This is a genomic window from Streptomyces sp. NPDC002787 (assembly GCF_053592095.1).
The window spans coordinates 1-15,249 of record NZ_JBSFVC010000014.1; the positions used below are offsets into that span (position 1 = coordinate 1).

The 15,249-nt window shown below is 71.5% G+C and carries 15 protein-coding genes; 6 read left to right on the forward strand and 9 right to left on the reverse strand.

Features of this window, described 5'->3' with window-relative positions:
- Window positions 1-8: 8 nt before the first annotated feature.
- The 4 genes from ACWD26_RS20340 to rsmI all read right to left on the reverse strand — a co-directional run bounded on the left by ACWD26_RS20340 (window position 9) and on the right by rsmI (window position 4,081).
- A complete protein-coding gene (locus ACWD26_RS20340; protein ID WP_451271904.1) occupies window positions 9-1,358 on the reverse strand; it encodes a ubiquitin-like domain-containing protein in 1,350 nt (449 codons plus the stop codon).
- A gap of 155 nt (window positions 1,359-1,513) precedes the next feature.
- A complete protein-coding gene (locus ACWD26_RS20345; RefSeq protein WP_451271906.1) occupies window positions 1,514-2,416 on the reverse strand; it encodes a TatD family hydrolase in 903 nt (300 codons plus the stop codon).
- A 57-nt stretch (window positions 2,417-2,473) separates the two neighbouring features.
- The gene (locus tag ACWD26_RS20350) at window positions 2,474-2,878 is read right to left on the reverse strand and encodes a hypothetical protein (protein ID WP_451271908.1); all 405 of its coding nucleotides are present in this window, start codon (window positions 2,876-2,878) and stop codon (window positions 2,474-2,476) included.
- A gap of 354 nt (window positions 2,879-3,232) precedes the next feature.
- Window positions 3,233-4,081, reverse strand: coding sequence for a 16S rRNA (cytidine(1402)-2'-O)-methyltransferase (rsmI, locus tag ACWD26_RS20355; RefSeq protein WP_451271910.1), 849 nt, complete (start codon window positions 4,079-4,081; stop codon window positions 3,233-3,235).
- A 188-nt stretch (window positions 4,082-4,269) separates the two neighbouring features.
- Between rsmI and ACWD26_RS20360 the strand changes: the two genes are divergently transcribed.
- Window positions 4,270-6,009: a dolichyl-phosphate-mannose--protein mannosyltransferase gene (locus tag ACWD26_RS20360; RefSeq protein ID WP_451271912.1), complete on the forward strand. Its 1,740-nt coding sequence runs from the start codon at window positions 4,270-4,272 to the stop codon at window positions 6,007-6,009.
- A gap of 321 nt (window positions 6,010-6,330) precedes the next feature.
- On the forward strand, window positions 6,331-7,185 hold the full coding sequence (locus ACWD26_RS20365) for a YwqG family protein (protein ID WP_451271913.1): 855 nt from the start codon (window positions 6,331-6,333) through the stop codon (window positions 7,183-7,185).
- On the opposite strand, the gene ACWD26_RS20370 is transcribed toward ACWD26_RS20365, so the two are convergent.
- Window positions 7,182-7,526 (reverse strand): hypothetical protein, encoded by a 345-nt coding sequence (locus tag ACWD26_RS20370; protein WP_451271915.1) that lies wholly within the window; start codon window positions 7,524-7,526, stop codon window positions 7,182-7,184. The genes ACWD26_RS20365 and ACWD26_RS20370 overlap by 4 nt on opposite strands.
- A 237-nt stretch (window positions 7,527-7,763) precedes the next feature.
- Between ACWD26_RS20370 and ACWD26_RS20375 the strand changes: the two genes are divergently transcribed.
- The 4 genes from ACWD26_RS20375 to ACWD26_RS20390 all read left to right on the forward strand — a co-directional run bounded on the left by ACWD26_RS20375 (window position 7,764) and on the right by ACWD26_RS20390 (window position 11,827).
- The gene (locus tag ACWD26_RS20375) at window positions 7,764-9,398 is read left to right on the forward strand and encodes a penicillin-binding transpeptidase domain-containing protein (protein ID WP_451271917.1); all 1,635 of its coding nucleotides are present in this window, start codon (window positions 7,764-7,766) and stop codon (window positions 9,396-9,398) included.
- 37 nt (window positions 9,399-9,435) lie between these two features.
- Window positions 9,436-9,909, forward strand: coding sequence for a MarR family winged helix-turn-helix transcriptional regulator (locus tag ACWD26_RS20380; RefSeq protein WP_451271919.1), 474 nt, complete (start codon window positions 9,436-9,438; stop codon window positions 9,907-9,909).
- A 146-nt stretch (window positions 9,910-10,055) separates the two neighbouring features.
- Window positions 10,056-10,562, forward strand: a complete 507-nt coding sequence (locus ACWD26_RS20385) for an organic hydroperoxide resistance protein (protein WP_451271921.1) — start codon at window positions 10,056-10,058, stop codon at window positions 10,560-10,562.
- Window positions 10,563-10,654: 92 nt separating this feature from the next.
- Window positions 10,655-11,827, forward strand: a complete 1,173-nt coding sequence (locus tag ACWD26_RS20390; protein ID WP_451271922.1) for a serine hydrolase domain-containing protein — start codon at window positions 10,655-10,657, stop codon at window positions 11,825-11,827.
- Between the two features lie 309 nt (window positions 11,828-12,136).
- Here the strand turns inward: ACWD26_RS20390 and ACWD26_RS20395 are convergent, their stop codons facing one another.
- The 4 genes from ACWD26_RS20395 to ACWD26_RS20410 form a co-directional block, all read right to left on the reverse strand.
- Window positions 12,137-13,189: a helix-turn-helix domain-containing protein gene (locus tag ACWD26_RS20395; protein WP_451272326.1), complete on the reverse strand. Its 1,053-nt coding sequence runs from the start codon at window positions 13,187-13,189 to the stop codon at window positions 12,137-12,139.
- Between the two features lie 167 nt (window positions 13,190-13,356).
- On the reverse strand, window positions 13,357-13,632 hold the full coding sequence (locus ACWD26_RS20400) for a DUF1876 domain-containing protein (protein WP_257565008.1): 276 nt from the start codon (window positions 13,630-13,632) through the stop codon (window positions 13,357-13,359).
- A gap of 80 nt (window positions 13,633-13,712) precedes the next feature.
- On the reverse strand, window positions 13,713-14,558 hold the full coding sequence (locus tag ACWD26_RS20405) for an EamA family transporter (protein ID WP_451271924.1): 846 nt from the start codon (window positions 14,556-14,558) through the stop codon (window positions 13,713-13,715).
- Window positions 14,555-15,070, reverse strand: coding sequence for a YbaK/EbsC family protein (locus ACWD26_RS20410; protein WP_451271926.1), 516 nt, complete (start codon window positions 15,068-15,070; stop codon window positions 14,555-14,557). The genes ACWD26_RS20405 and ACWD26_RS20410 overlap by 4 nt, the downstream gene beginning before the upstream one ends.
- Between the last annotated feature and the right edge of the window lie 179 nt (window positions 15,071-15,249).

Sequence of the window (15,249 nt, forward strand, 5' to 3'; positions counted from 1 at the left end):
CCGCGCCCTCAACCCCGCAGGCGCGCACCACAATGCGGCCAAGGACTGGCCCCCCGCTGGGCGTACAGCTTCTTCGCCCGAAGGGTCTGCTCGGCGGCCGAGGCGTCCTGCGGCCGTCCGCTCCCCCCAAGACTCTGCCAGGTCCGCGTATCGAACTGATACAGCCCCCCGTACGTCCCCGAAGGATCGACCGCGTTGGCCCGCCCCCCGGACTCACACGCCGCCAGCCCCGACCAGTTCAGCCCCTCCCCACCGGCCACCGACGTCGGCATCGGCTTGGTGCCCACCTTGACGATCTGATCCCGCGGCTCACGCACGACCTCCGTACGCAGCAGCCGGGGCCGCTCCCTGACCCCGTTGACCGTCCGGAGCGCGTACGTGTCCCGCCGGGTCCCGGGCCGGCCGGCCCGTTCGACGACCTCGGTGCCCCGGAAGAGGGAGGAGTCCTCGACACGGCGCACCCGGAACGGAATCGGCTCCTCACGTACCTCCCTGGACCTGGTCACCCGCAGCACGGTCACGGTCTGCCCGTCCCGCGGAAAGCTCGACCACGCGACCGAGGTGGTGTCCTCCCCGCGCAGGGTGACCCCGGCCTGCTCCACGGCCTCCCCCACGGTCGCCGCGTTCGTACGGATCGTCCGCGTCCGCCCGTCCGCCATGATCGTGACGGTGCGCTCGGTACGGACGTCCAGCTCCAGCCCCTCGCGCCCGATGCGCCGGGAGCGCGAGGTCGACACGTACGCGCCCTCCGCACGCACTCCGAGCTGCTGGAGTGCCCCGTCCACCGTGCGGGCGGTCGTCCACACCTCGCGCCGGTCACCGTCGAGGGTGAGGGCGACGGGCCGCCCGTAGTGCACGGCGATCTCGTCACCGCTGCTCAGGGCGGTGCGGGGGCCGGGGGCGACGACGTCGTGGGCGCCGAAGGCGACCCCCTCGTCGGCGAGCAGCTCGCTGACGTCGTCGGCGAAGGTGTGCAGCGTGCGCGGCCGCCCGTCGACGGTCAGCTCGATCGCCTTGTCCTTCGCCACGAACGCGGAGGTCCCGCCGGCGAGGAACGCCACCACGAGCGCCTGCGGCAGCAGCCGCCGCAATGGGGTGGCCCGCTCGGCCGCCCGTCTGCGCCGCACGGCCCGCCGGGAGAAGGCCCGCCCACGGCTGACCGGTTCGACGGGCTCGGCGGACTCGGGGCCCAAGCCCGCCAGTTCTTCGTACGCGGGCCGGTACGTGTCCGCGTGGCCCCCGTACGGCAGCGTCTCGGCGTCGTACGCCGGCTGCCTGCTCGTACCGTCCGGGCCATGGCTTTCGTAGATCTCGTACGACGGCGACTGCGGCGACTGCGAGGACTGCACATTGCTCACGACGACACGCTCCAGAGGGGATCCGGGTCCGGGTCGGGCGACGTGAACCTAGCGGACTCCGGTCACCCTCCAAAGCAACGCGGTCACTCTGTGTCGCGACACGGGCCGCTGATCATCTTTTCGCGTCCCTCGAACGGCCGACGAACCGTGATCCGTCAGTAATCGAACGCCCTCGCCGTGTTCGCCGCGATCGCCGTCGCCAGCGTGTCCTCGTCGATCCCCCGCACCACGGCCATCGCCCGGACCGTGACCGGAATGAGATACGGCGCGTTGGGCCGTCCGCGGTACGGCGCGGGCGTCAGGAAGGGCGCGTCGGTCTCGACGAGGACGAGTTCGAGAGGCGCGACGGCGAGGGCGTCGCGCAGCGGCTGGGCGTTCTTGAAGGTCATGTTCCCGGCGAAGGACATGAAGTAGCCGTGCCCGGCGCAGATCTCCGCCATGGCCGCGTCGCCGGAGTAGCAGTGGAAGACGGTCCGCTCGGGCGCGCCCTCCTCCTTCAGGACCCGCAGCACGTCGTCGTGGGCGTCGCGGTCGTGGATGACCAGCGCCTTGCCGTGCCGCTTGGCGATCTCGATATGCGCGCGGAACGACCGCTCCTGGGCGGCCTTGCCCTCCGGCCCGGTCCTGAAGTAGTCGAGCCCTGTCTCCCCGACCCCCTTGACCTGCGGCAACGCGGCCAGCCGGTCGATCTCGGCGAGGGCGTCGTCGAGCGCCGCGTCACCGCCGGGCGTACGCGCGCCCTGCCGGGACCAGCCGTCGGGGTCGCCGTGGACGATGCGCGGTGCCTCGTTGGGGTGCAGCGCGACCGTGGCGTGGACCGCCTCGTACCGCTCGGCCGTCTCGGCGGCCCAGCGCGAGCCCTTGATGTCGCAGCCGACCTGCACGACCGTCGTCACCCCCACCGAGGCGGCCTTCGCGAGGCCCTCCTCGACGGTGCCGGACTGCATGTCCAGATGGGTGTGCGAATCCGCGACCGGCACCCGGAGGGGTTCGGGAAGCGGGGGCGCGGCGTTCTTGTCGTTCTTGCCGGACGCGTTGCCGGAGTCGTTCGAAGGCATGCCCCGATCCTACGAATCGCACGATCGGGGCATGCGCTCCAGGCTCGCTGGGGGAGGTCAGCTCGCCTTGCGGTGGAACGGGTGCAGCAGGTCGGCCAGGTGCCAGTGGTGATGCTCCTTGGGCTTCGCCGCGTCGGCGTCCATCTCCGCCGTCTCAGGGCGGGGCTTCAGCGCGTACCGCTGCCGCTCGGCGTCCCGCACGGACGACACCTGACCCGCCCGCATGATCCGGACGACATGACCGTCGCAGTTCTGGCACGTGGGCCTCGACAGCGGGGACGGCACGACCTCGCCGTCGGCCACGTACATCACGAAGTCCCGCCCCCGGGCGTCGTCGTGGTGCTCTATCTCGTACGACTGCTCCCACCCGTGCCCGCAGCGCATGCAGGCGAAGGAATAGGACTCGTGAACGACGGCGGTGGCGGTGTCGCGCAGTACGGCCCGCTCTGCGATCTCGGTCATTGCCAGCTCCTCTTGTCCGCTGGACGGCGACGACGTGTACGTCCTCACCACCTAGTGGACTCCCGGGCCGACCCCGAACGCACGCCACCTGCCGACTGTTGAAGCCGTTTTGGCCTGCCCTTGTGGGAAGGCTGTCGGTGCGAGGGCTGTGCTTTGCTCAGCTTTGCCAGGCCATGGGCCGTGCTGCGCCGTTGGGGTGATGGCGCGTGGCCGGGTGCGGGTGGCTCGTGGCAAAAAGCACGGTGCGCAGCCCCTGCTTTTGAGGGGCGCGGGGCTGTGTCGATCCGCGGTTCCGCCGCGTGGGTGCGGGCCCCCCACACACCCGCACCCGCACCGGTTACGCACCCAGCCCCCTTACGGCGCGGCCCTCTTCGCAGCGACGACCGCGTCGAAGACCTCCCTCTTCGGCACCCCGGCCTCCACCGCCACCGCCGCGATCGCCTCTTTGCGCCGCTCCCCCGCTTCCTCCCGCACCCGAACCCGCCGCACCAACTCCTCGGCGTCGAGTTCCTCGGGACCCTTCTCCGGCGCCCCCTCGACGACCACGGTGATCTCACCCCGGACGCCGGCCGCCGCCCACTCGGCCAGCTCCCCGAGAGGCCCGCGCCTGACCTCCTCGTACGTCTTGGTCAGCTCCCGGCAGACCGCGGCCCGCCGCTCGGCCCCGAACACCTCGGCCATCGCCGTGAGCGTCGCTTCGAGGCGGTGGGGCGCCTCGAAGTAGACGAGCGTGCGCCGCTCCTCCGCGACCTCGCGCAGCCGCCCGAGCCGCTCCCCGGCCTTGCGCGGCGGGAACCCCTCGAAGCAGAACCGGTCGACGGGCAGCCCGGACAGCGCGAGGGCGGTCAGAACCGCGGACGGTCCGGGTACGGCCGTGACGCGGATGTCCTTCTCCACCGCCGCGGCGACCAGCCGGTACCCGGGGTCGGAGACCGACGGCATCCCCGCGTCCGTGACCAACAACACCCGGGCGCCGCCCACCAGCGCCTCGACGAGTTCCGGCGTACGCGCGGCCTCGTTGCCCTCGAAGTAGGAGACGATCCGCCCGACCGGCTGGACCCCCAGCGCCTGGGTGAGCCGGCGCAGCCGCCGCGTGTCCTCGGCGGCGACCACATCCGCCCCGCTCAGCTCCTCGGCGAGCCGGGGCGGCGCGTCCGCGATGTCACCGATGGGGGTGCCTGCCAACACAAGGGTTCCTGTCACGCCCCCATACTCCCAGGGGCGCAGCCCCGGCAGGGGCGCGGGGAACGGCGCGATCAGCCACGACCCACCCGCAGCCGCGAAACCACACGCGCCCCCGAGCTATTAGGCGGCTGGCCCAACCCAGCGGAGCGCGCCCCCACATTCTCGTCCCACGGGACTCCCACAGCGGTGTTCCCTACGATGGCGCCGTGACCAGTACCGCGTCCTCCACGGACACCCGGCAGGACCAGGCCACCCAGGAGCAGCGGCCGTCGTGGCAGCAGCGGCTGCGCCGATTCGGCTACGCGACGCCGCCGAGAAGCGACGTCCGCGACCGCCTGGTGCCCCCGTACACCCGGCCCAGCCCACGGCTGTGGGCGGTGCTCGGGCTGCGCGAGGAGGTGGCGGTACGCCTCGTGCGCTGGTCGGCGTGGGGCGGTCCGCTGCTGGTGACGCTGGTCGCCGGGCTGATGCGGTTCTACAACCTGGGCAGCCCCAAGGCGGTGATATTCGACGAGACGTACTACGCCAAGGACGCGTGGGCGATCGTCCACCGCGGGTACGAGGTCAACTGGGCCAAGAACGCCAACGAGCTGATCCTCCAGAACAACGGGAACGTCCCGATCCCGACGGACCCGGCGTATGTGGTGCACCCGCCCGTCGGCAAGTACGTCATCGGGCTGGGCGAGCTGATGTTCGGGTTCAACCCGTTCGGCTGGCGCTTCATGACGGCTCTGCTCGGCACCCTCTCCGTCCTCATGCTGTGCCGTATCGGCCGCCGTATCTTCCGCTCGACGTTCCTCGGCTGCCTCGCGGGCGGGCTGATGGCGGTGGACGGCCTGCACTTCGTGATGAGCCGGACGGCGCTGCTGGACCAGGTCCTGATGTTCTTCGTGCTGGCCGCGTTCGGCTGCCTGGTCATCGACCGGGACCGGGCACGAGAACGCCTGGCCGCCGCCCTCCCCCCGGACGGCGACGGAGTCGTACGCCCCAACTCCCTGATCGCCGAGACGGCCCGCCTGGGCTGGCGCCCGTACCGCTGGCTGGCGGGCCTCTGCCTGGGCCTGGCCCTCGGCACGAAGTGGAACGCCCTGTACTTCATGGTGTTCTTCGGGATCATGACGGTGCTGTGGGACTACGCGGCCCGCAAGGTCGCCGGCGCCCGCCAGCCGCTGATCGCCACGCTCCAGCGCGACCTGGGCCTGGCGTTCCTCTCCACGGTCCCGGTCATGATCGCGACCTACCTGGTCTCCTGGACGGGCTGGATCCTCTCCCCGGACGACGGCACCGGCGGCTACTACCGCGACTGGGCGGCGACCGAGGGCAGGGGCGGCTGGTTCAGCTGGCTGCCGGACTGGCTGCGCAGCCTGTGGCACTACGAGCACGCGGTCTACGAGTTCCACGTCGGCCTGTCGTCGCCGCACACGTACCAGTCGAACCCGTGGAGCTGGATCGTCGTCGGCCGCCCCGTCTCGTACTTCTACGAGTCCCCCACCCCCGGCAACGACGGCTGCCCGGCCGACACCGCCGACAAGTGCGCCCGCGAGGTCCTCGCCATCGGCACGCCCCTGCTCTGGTGGGCCGCCGCCTTCGCGGTCCTCTACGTCCTGTGGCGCTGGTTCTTCCGCCGCGACTGGCGCGCCGGCGCGATCGCCTGCGGCATCGCCGCCGGCTACCTCCCCTGGTTCCTCTACCAGGAGCGCACGATCTTCTTCTTCTACGCCGTCGTCTTCCTCCCCTTCCTCTGCCTCGCCGTCACGATGATGATCGGCGCGCTCCTCGGCCCACCGCGCGCCACAGAACGCCGCCACGTCGCCGGCGCCGCGGCGGCCGGCGTCCTGGTCCTGCTCATCGTCTGGAACTTCATCTACTTCTGGCCCCTCTACACGGGCCAGCCGATCCCTATCGACAGCTGGCGGTCGCGGATGTGGCTGGATACGTGGGTCTAGCGGGGCAGAGGAAGAGGATCGCGGAGCCTGGCCACATATCGCCGGTACGCCCGGGCCTCGGCCGAGGTGCCCTCGACGGCGGCGAGGCGGTCAGGGAACATCACTGATCCCGCGTGGAGTCGGGTGTTGGTCCGACACATCAGGTCCAGAGCATCACTTCCAGGCGCGGAAGTTCGCACTGGGGTCGTGGCAGGACCGGGACCGGCAAGAACATGCTCGGGAAGAACCGGGCTCAGTGGAACCACGTAACCGGCTACGTAATCCTGTAATGGGGGTCCCGGGTTCGGGGGAGCGTCGGTGGGGTCCGAAATGATGGATGTCATGACTGATGAGCCGTACTCCGGGATCGCTGCCGAGCATCTTCCCGGTGGTCTGGTTCAGCGCTGGACAGCGCTCCTGCGCCCGTGCGCCCGCCTGCGCCCGGCCGAAGCCGACGAGCGGATCGTGGCTGTTCTCGGCGGCGCCCCGGAGCTTCCGGCGGGGGCCGCCTGGCCCGAGTGGCCCGGTTACGGGCCCTTGTCCTTCGTCGCTTCGGTGCGGTGTGCCGCACTGCCCCGAGACGGGCTCGCCGAGGAGTTCCCCCGGGATGGAACCCTGCTCTTCTTCTACTTCGACGGTCAGGTGGACGAAGACGCCTTCGTGTCCGTCGACGACCCTGAGACCTGGGCCGGGGCCCAGGTGCTGTACGTCCCGGAGAACACCCCGGTCCTGCCGGCGGACACGCCCCCTGCTCTGGAGGCGTTCCCGCGCGTGGAACTCGGTGCGGACACCGGGCAAAGCGCCCCGGACCTGTGGCTGCCCCAGGCCCGGCGAGCCCTGCTCGGCGACACCCGGCCCTGGCCCCACCCCCGCGACACCCCGGCCGAGCTCAAAGCGTTCGTCCGCGCCTTCGGGCGGCTGCGCACCCGGATCGACCACCAGATCGGGGGCCACGCCGTGCCTGTCCAGGGCCCGGTGGAGTACGAGATCGCGAACGCGACGCTCGGCGGCATGCACGCGTGGGGCGACCGACCGCTGGACCGGGAAGCCGAACGCTGGGTCCTGCTCGCCCAGTTCCGCAGCGACAGCGACGCGAAGACGACCTGGGGCGACGAGGGCTCCCTCTACTGGCTCATCCGCTCCGAGGACCTCGCCGCCCACCGGTTCGACCTGGCCCGGCTCACGGTCCAGGGCTAGCCCTCGGCGTCGGAGAACGCCTGCGCGAGGTCACGGTGCCTGTCCGCGGCCAGCTTTCCCCGGGCGGGGCTGATGGTCGATCCCGGCATGCGGCTCAGGTGTTCGACCTGTTCCGCGAAGCGCAGGTGCTCGCGCCGCGCGTGCTCGCGGCAGGCGAGGCAGGTGACCCGGTCCGGACGTGGAGAGGTCATCGCATACGGCACCCGGACCCCGCATCCGGTAGTGACGAGGCTCGGCAGGTCTCCGGCCAGACCGAACGTGGATGCCACCATGGTGCGGACGGCGGCATCGTCGTGCACCACCTTCGACGCGACATGGATGTGCGGATCGTTCCCCTTCATGGGCCCTCCCTGCCCCCGCACGACCGGACTCATCCAGGGTGCACCCGCCCGGCAGAGAGCGGTCGCGGATGTGGCTGGATAGGTGGGCGTGATGGCCTGAAGGCGGCCCTTGGGGTCCGGCCGCCTAACAATCAGGGAACACACAGGAAGCATTTTTCCCGCCCATTACCCCTCCCTGCTTACAGTGAGCCGCGGTAAGCGGTTGCTGAACGTGTTCAAAAAAAGGGGGGTCGCGTCATGCGCAAGGGGGCCAAGGTCGCCATAGTCGGCGGAGTGTTCGCGGTGATGGTGGGGGGCGCCGGGTACGGCGGGTACAACTTCGTGACCGCGTTGAACGGGGAGGGGCCGGGCGCGCAGAAGCAGACCGGGCCGCCCGGTTCCGACGAGGTCCGGGAGACGACGGAGAAGTTCTTCGGGGCCTGGGAGAAGGGCGACGCGGTCACGGCGTCGTCGTACACGAACGACGCGGCGGACGCGGGGGCGGTGTTCACCAGCTTCGTCGACGCCGCGCGCATCGACGACGTGAGGATCGAACCCGGGAAGCCGACCGGGGCCGGCGGCCGGACCGTGCCGTTCTCCGTCACGGCGAGGGTGTCGTACGAGGGCAAGAGCAAGAAGCTCGCGTACAAGAGCGAACTGACCGTCGTGCGGGGGAAGACGACCGGGCGGGCTCTGGTCGACTGGCAGCCGTCCGTGGTGCATCCCGAACTCAAGGCCGGCGACAGGCTGTTCATCGGGGAGGCGGCGGCGCCGCCCATCGAGGCCGTGGACCGGGACGGCACCGAGCTGACCAAGGAGAAGTACCCCTCCCTCGGGCCGATCCTCGACACCCTGCGCGAGCGCTACGGCGCCGACGCGGGCGGCACCCCCGGTGTCGAGCTCGGCATCCGGCACACCACCACCAACGCGGCCGACACCACGCTGCTCACCCTCGCCGAGGGCAAGGCGGGCAGGCTGGAGACGACCATCAGCGCGCGGGTGCAGGCGGCGGCCGAGAAGGCGGTCAAGAAGTACGCCGAGTCGTCCGTGGTCGCGCTGCAGCCCAGCACCGGGCAGGTGCTGGCGGTCGCCAACCACCGCGAGGACGGCTTCAACGCGGCCTTCCAGGGCGAACTCCCGCCCGGCTCCACCATGAAGATCATCACCGCCGCGACGCTCATCGACAACGGCGTGACCTCCATGAACGGCCCCGCCCCCTGCCCCGACACGGCCACCTGGCAGAGCCAGACCTTCAAGAACCTGCCGGGCCTGAAGGCCGACGAGAGCGCCTCGCTCGCCAACAGCTTCATGCGGTCCTGCAACACGGCCTTCATCAAGCTGATCGACGAAGGACCGATGAACGACGCGTCGTTGACCAAGGAGGCGCAGGAACGGTTCGGGCTCGCCCGGGACGACTGGAAGACGGGCATCGTCTCCATGGACGGCAAGGTGCCGCCCTCCGGCGGGCCGAACCGGGCCGCCAATGCCATCGGGCAGGGGGATGTGTTGATGAACCCGCTGAACATGGCGTCAGTGACGGCGACGGCGATCACGGGGACGTTCCGGCAGCCGTACCTGGTCTCGCCGGAGCTGGACGACCGGGACTTGGCCACGGCCAAGGGGCTGAAGGCCGGCACCGCCTCGCAGTTGAAGCAGATGATGAGGATGACCGCGACGCAGCCGCAGGGGACGGCCGCGGGCGTGATGTCGGGGTTGAGTGGGGACATCGGCGCGAAGACCGGGTCCGCGGAGATCGACGGGAACGCCCAGGCGGACAGTTGGTTCACCGCGTTCCGGGGGGATGTGGCCGCCGCGGCGATGTCGGAGGGCGGCGGTCGTGGCGGTGAGGCCGCCGGGCCGATGGTGGTGGAGGTGCTGAAGGCCGGGGGGTGAGTGCGCGGTCCGGGTCACGCCGTACGGGTCCGCGACAATGAACCCCGTGACGAACCAAGCGGATACGAACCGGCCGGGTTCGCTGCTCCTCGACGAGCAGTTGTGCTTCGCCCTGTACGCGGCCCAGCGCGCGGTCACCGCCGCGTACCGTCCGCTGCTCGACGAACTCGGCCTCACCTACCCGCAGTACCTGGTCATGCTCTGCCTCTGGGAGCACGGTGAGACCACCGTCAAGGAACTGACGGGCGCTCTGCGCCTCGACTACGGCACGGTCTCGCCGTTGCTGAAACGGCTGGAGTCGGCCGGGCTGCTGCGCCGGGAGCGGTCGGTGCGGGACGAGCGCTCGGTGAGCGTCGCGCTCACGGGACGCGGTGAACAGCTCCGCGACCGCGCGACCGCCGTCCCGGCCACCCTGGCGGCCGCCACCGGCCTCCAGGATCCCGAGGTGGCCCGGCTGCGCGAGGAACTGTGGCAGCTGACGGCACGGGCGACGAAGGCGGCGGGCCGCTGAGCGCGGTCGGCGGTGACCTTGCGTTACCCATGGTTACTACCCCCTGGTAACCGCTCACTTCCTACCGGCCGGTACCTTGTGCACGATGTATTCGTGCGCGCCTGTCCTGGGGAGGCCACGCGCTCGTCCTGGGGGAGGCCAAGGGCATGACTGACGACGCCGCGGTGGAGATCCGTCCCGATACCGCTGCCGATACCGGTGCCGACACCCGTTCCGACGGCCGCCCGGACACGCGCCCGACGAAGATCATGTACGTCGCCGAGGCCACCGCGCACGGCGGCCGCGACGGCTTCATCAGCAGCCAGGACGGCCAGATCGACCTCAAGGTCGCGATGCCGCCGGCGATGGGCGGCGACGGCAACGGCACCAACCCCGAGCAGCTGTTCGCCGCCGGGTACAGCTCCTGCTTCCACAACGCGCTGGTCCTCGTCGGCCGCCGCGCGGGCTACGACCTGACCGGCTCCACCGTCGCCGCGAAGGTCGGCATCGGCCCCAACAGGCAGCGCGGCTACGGCCTCGCCGTCGCCCTCAGCGTCTCCCTCCCGGTCATCGACCAGGACATCGCGGCCAAGCTCGTCGACGCCGCCCACCAGGTCTGCCCGTACTCGAACGCGACCCGCGACAACATCGACGTCACGATCCTGCTGGGCTGAGCCGCCCCGGGCGGGGGAATCCGGGACCGGGCGGGTACGTTGCACCCGTCGTCGTGGCGAGTGGGGCGAGTGAACGGACAGGGAGCACCGGCGTGGACGTGAACGGTACGGTCGCCGAGGGCTTCGAGCCGGTCAGGGCCGCCTTCGTACGCAACTTCGAGGCGCTCGGCGAACGGGGCGCGGCCGTCGTCGTGTACCGGCACGGCCGCAAGGTCGTCGACCTGTGGGCCGGCACCCGGGACGTCGACGGCACCACCCCCTGGCAGCACGGCACCGCCCAGATCATGCGCTCGGCGACGAAGGGTGTCGCCGCCGCCGTACCGCTGATGCTGGCCGAGCGCGGCGAGCTGGACCTCGACGCGCCGGTGGGCCGGTACTGGCCGGAGTTCAAGGCGCACGGCAAGGACGGCGTGCTGGTCCGGCACATCCTCAACCACCGGGCCGGACTCCCGGTCCTCGACCGTCCCCTCACCCCCGCCGAGGCGCTGGACCCGCGCCGGGGCCCCGCGGCCGTCGCCGCACAGGCCCCCGCCTGGGAGCCCGGCACCGGCCACGGCTACCACCCCCTCACGTACGGCTGGCTGCTGGACGAACTGGTCCGGCGCGTGACCGGCCGGGGGACCGGCGAGTGGATCGCGTCGGACATCGCGGCCCCGCTGGGCCTGGACGGGGACCTGTGGCTGGGGCTGCCGGAGTCGGTGGCGGCGACGGGCCGGGTGGGCCGCGCCGGCCGGCTGGAGTCGGCGCCCGAGCCGGCGGGCGGTCTGCGGGTCCGCGCCAAGCGCTCGGTCACCGAGGCCTACGACGACCCGGACTCCCTCACGCGTCGCGCCTTCGCCGCGATCACCCCGTTCCCCGACCAGAACGACCCCGCGTACCGCGCCTCCGCCCTCCCCGCGACCAACGGCATCGCCACGGCGGAGGGCCTGGCCCGCTTCTACGCGGCGCTCATCGGCGAGGTCGGCGGCGTACGGCTTCTCAGCCCGGCGACCCTGGAAGCGGCCCGCGCCGAGGAGTCCTCCGGCCCCGACCGCGTCCTCGTCATCAACACCCGCTTCGGCCTCGGCTACATGCTCCACGGCACCGCCTCCCCGCTCCTGGGCGCCGGGTCCCTCGGCCACCCCGGCCGAGGCGGCCCCCTCGGCTTCGCCGACCCGGACACGGGCATCGCCTTCGGCTACATCACGAACGGCTACCGCAAGACGGTCACGGCGGACCCGAGGGCCCAGGCGCTGGTGAGGGCGGTGAGGGATTCAGTGCGCTGAGGGCCTGAAAGCGGCGAAGCCCTTTCAGGGGCGAAGCCCTTTCAGGGGCGAAGCCCTTTCAGGGGCGCGGGGAACCGCGCGACCAGCCACGAACGACCCGCAGCCGCCGGCCAACAGCCGTCGCCTCCGAGCCATCAGGTGCCCGGCGAACACCACGAGGGCGGCCGTCCCGGCGAGCGGCCGAACCGGCCCAGGGCTCCCCCGCTGGTGTCCTGGCCCGATCCCGGAGATCCGGACGGCCGCCCTCCGTGGCGGCGATCACCAGGATGCGCGCAATCCCGGCCCCTGTCGTTGGCTGACGGTCCACTGTCACTTGGCAACGAGTCCACTGTCCGCCACCTGGCTCTTTGCCACCCGACTGTCCGCCACCCGCCCGGCGGCCACCTCGCGCCGCAGCTCACTCGGCGGCACCCCGTAGGCCGTACGGAACGCCCTGCTGAACTCGGCGGCCCGCGGAAACCCCCAGCGGGCCCCGATCGCGTGGATCGGCGTGGCCCGCAGCACGGGATCGGGATCGGTGAGGTCGCGGTACGCGTTCCGCAGCCGCTGGTCGCGGATGTACGTGGCGACGGTGAGGCCCTCCGTCTGGAAGAGCCGGTGCAGATAGCTGCGCGAGATGTGGTGCACGGCGGCGATGGCGGCGGGCGTCAGCTCGGGGTCGCCCAGGTGCCGCCGTATGAACGCCCTGATGTTCAGCAGCAGTGTCCGCCCGTGGGCCTCCGGCGTCAGCCGCGGTGCCGTGTCGACGGTGTGGGCGAAGAGCGCGGTGATCAGGTCGGCGACGACCTGGCCGAGGCGGGGCGCGTCGGACGGCTGGTACGGGGTCGTGTCCGCCGCCAGCTGCGTCAGGAACTGCGCCAGCAGCGCGCCGAGGCCCTCGCGGCCCGACAGACTGCTGCCGACCACGCGGTCCGCCTGCCGCGCGGGGAGGGCGACGAGCGAGCGTGGTATCTCGATACCGACCGTGGTGACCTGTTCGGTGCCGGTCTCGACGTCGAACGCCTTCGACGAACAACTGACATGGAAGTCACGGACCCCGTACGCGACCTGCTCCCGTCCCCAGCTGGCCAGGCCCGCGCCACCCATGAGCAGCGAGAGGTGGAACGTCTCCGGGTCGGACTGACGGATCAGCCTCGGGGTGCGGCGGAACACCATGGGATCGAACCTGGCCGGCCAGATCGCCACGTCGCCGAGGGTGATGAGGCGTTGGTGGGCGTAGTAGTCGGCGGCGCGGTCGGCTGTCGACAGCGGTTTGGGGACCAGGACCATGGGCGCGTGGGTACGGCGCATCAGCTCCGCCCAGGCCTCGAACCGGGCGTCCACCGGGAGGTCCACGGACCGGAAGACCGACTCGTGCAACACGGACTCAGTCAACCACAGGCCCGTACGAGGGCCGTTGGACCCCCGGAGGCTGCGCCCGGGCGGGGGCCAACGGCCGTCGTACGGCTGTGTTCATCAGCCGTGTTGATCAGCCGTGTTCATCGGCCGTGGCCGTCCACCGTGGCCATCGGCCGTGTTCATCGGGAGTTTCAGAGGGCTATCGGGTGGGACGTCCTGCCCGATGCCTCGTCGATCTCGTCGTGGGCCTTGGTGAGGAGCTTCATGGCGAGCTCGTTCAGGGCCCTCGCGCCGGCTATCTCCTCACCGACCCGGGGCTGATTGGGGTCGGTGTGGTGGCGGCTGGCGTAGCCGTTGGCGCGTACTTCCTTCCCGTCGGGGAGCCGTACGAGGGCGGCCGCCCGTGTGCGCTGATCGTCCTCCTGGAACTCCAGCTCGATGTGCCATCCGACAGCGGTTTTCATCATGACGATCACCTCCGGATCCGCTCTTTCCAGAGTGCTCCTCCGCGCCCGCCGACGCACGGCCTGCCCGGCACGAACCGCGCCTATCCGGCCCGCAGCATCAGCCCGATCCCCACCACGAGCAGCCCCGCCGCCACGATCCGTGGCGCTCCGAACCGTTCCTTGAAGAACACCGCCCCGATCGCCGCCCCCACGATGATCGACGACTCCCGCAGCGCCGCGACGGGCGCCAGCTCCGCCTTCGTCTGCGCCCACAGGACCAGCCCGTACGCCGCCACGGACAGCGCGGCTCCGAGGAGGCCCACGGCGGCGAACGGCCGCAGCAGCGCGACCGTCTCCCCGCGCCGGCGCCAGAGCATGTACGCGGGGAGCGCCAGCCCCTCCAGGGCCATCAGCCAGGCGATGTAGCTCAGGGCGGACCCGGAGGCCCGTACGCCGAGGCCGTCCACGACCGTGTACGCCGCGATCGACAGCCCCGTGGCCAGCGCCGCCCCGATCGCCGCCCGGTGCGGCCGGCTGCCGCGCAGGCCCCACAGGGCGACCCCGGTCAGTCCGGCGCAGCTCAGCAGGATGCCGGCCGCGGCCCAGCCGTCCGGCACCTCGTGGGCGAAGGCCGCGGCGAGGACGGTCACGACGAGGGGCGCGGAGCCGCGTGCGAGGGGGTAGGCCTGTCCGAAGTCGCCCAACCGGAAGGACGCCATCAGCAGCACGAAGTACACGAGGTGGATGACCGCCGAGGCGATGAGATACGGCCACGCGCCGGCCTCCGGGAGCGGCACGAACGGCACCATCCCGAACCCGATCAGCGCGCCGCCGCCGGATATCAGCGTGAAGCCGACCAGCTTGTCCGTGATCTTGTGGGCGATCGCGTTCCAACTGGCGTGGGTCACCGCCGCGAGCAGCACCGCCGCGGCGACGAGGGGCGTCACGCGTGCCGCTCGCGGACGTCCACGAGGTCGGCACCCGCGTGCGTGATCAGGGCCTTGGGGTCCATGGGGAAGACGGTGTGCGGGGTACCGGCCGCCGCCCACACCGTGGCGTGGTCGAGGAGCGAGCGGTCCGCGAGGACACGGGTCCTGGTCCGGTGCCCGAAGGGCGGGACCCCGCCGATCGCGTACCCGGTCGTCTCCCGTACGACGTCGGCGCGGGCCCGGGTGACCTTCTCCGCGCCGAGTTCCCGCCGGACCAGCTCCACGTCCACCCTGGACGCGCCGTCCATCAGCACCAGCACGGGGACGCCGTCCGCCGCGAAGATCAGCGACTTGCAGATCTCGCTCAACTCGCAGCCGAGCGCGGCGGCCGCCTCCGCGGCGGTCCTCGTGGCCTCCGGGAACCGGCGGATCTCCGCGTGCAGTTCGCCCAGCCCCAGCGTGGTGAGTGCCTCGGCGAAACGGGGGTGGGCTCCGGAGCCCTCGGTGTCCTGCGCGACGTCGTTGGTCATGCGGGCACGCTAGCGGTGCGTGTACCGGCCACGCGACCGGGTTGTGACGCGGGAGAGTTCGGGGGCACGGGAGCGTTGGCGGGTGCGGGTGAGTGGGGGCTGGTCGCGCAGTTCCCCGCGCCCCTGGTGGGGGCACCTCCCGCTCGAGAAACTCCATCCAGCCACAGAGACGGCACTGG

Coding starts and splice junctions, on each gene's coding strand:
- ACWD26_RS20350 (WP_451271908.1), bottom strand. CDS start 2,878: ATGACCGAGATCGCAGAGCGGGCCGTACTGCGCGACACCGCCACCGCC.
- ACWD26_RS20345 (WP_451271906.1), bottom strand. CDS start 2,416: ATGCCTTCGAACGACTCCGGCAACGCGTCCGGCAAGAACGACAAGAAC.
- ACWD26_RS20375 (WP_451271917.1), top strand. CDS start 7,764: ATGCGCAAGGGGGCCAAGGTCGCCATAGTCGGCGGAGTGTTCGCGGTG.
- ACWD26_RS20370 (WP_451271915.1), bottom strand. CDS start 7,526: ATGAAGGGGAACGATCCGCACATCCATGTCGCGTCGAAGGTGGTGCAC.
- ACWD26_RS20385 (WP_451271921.1), top strand. CDS start 10,056: ATGACTGACGACGCCGCGGTGGAGATCCGTCCCGATACCGCTGCCGAT.
- ACWD26_RS20365 (WP_451271913.1), top strand. CDS start 6,331: ATGACTGATGAGCCGTACTCCGGGATCGCTGCCGAGCATCTTCCCGGT.
- ACWD26_RS20380 (WP_451271919.1), top strand. CDS start 9,436: ATGAACCCCGTGACGAACCAAGCGGATACGAACCGGCCGGGTTCGCTG.
- ACWD26_RS20400 (WP_257565008.1), bottom strand. CDS start 13,632: ATGATGAAAACCGCTGTCGGATGGCACATCGAGCTGGAGTTCCAGGAG.
- ACWD26_RS20410 (WP_451271926.1), bottom strand. CDS start 15,070: ATGACCAACGACGTCGCGCAGGACACCGAGGGCTCCGGAGCCCACCCC.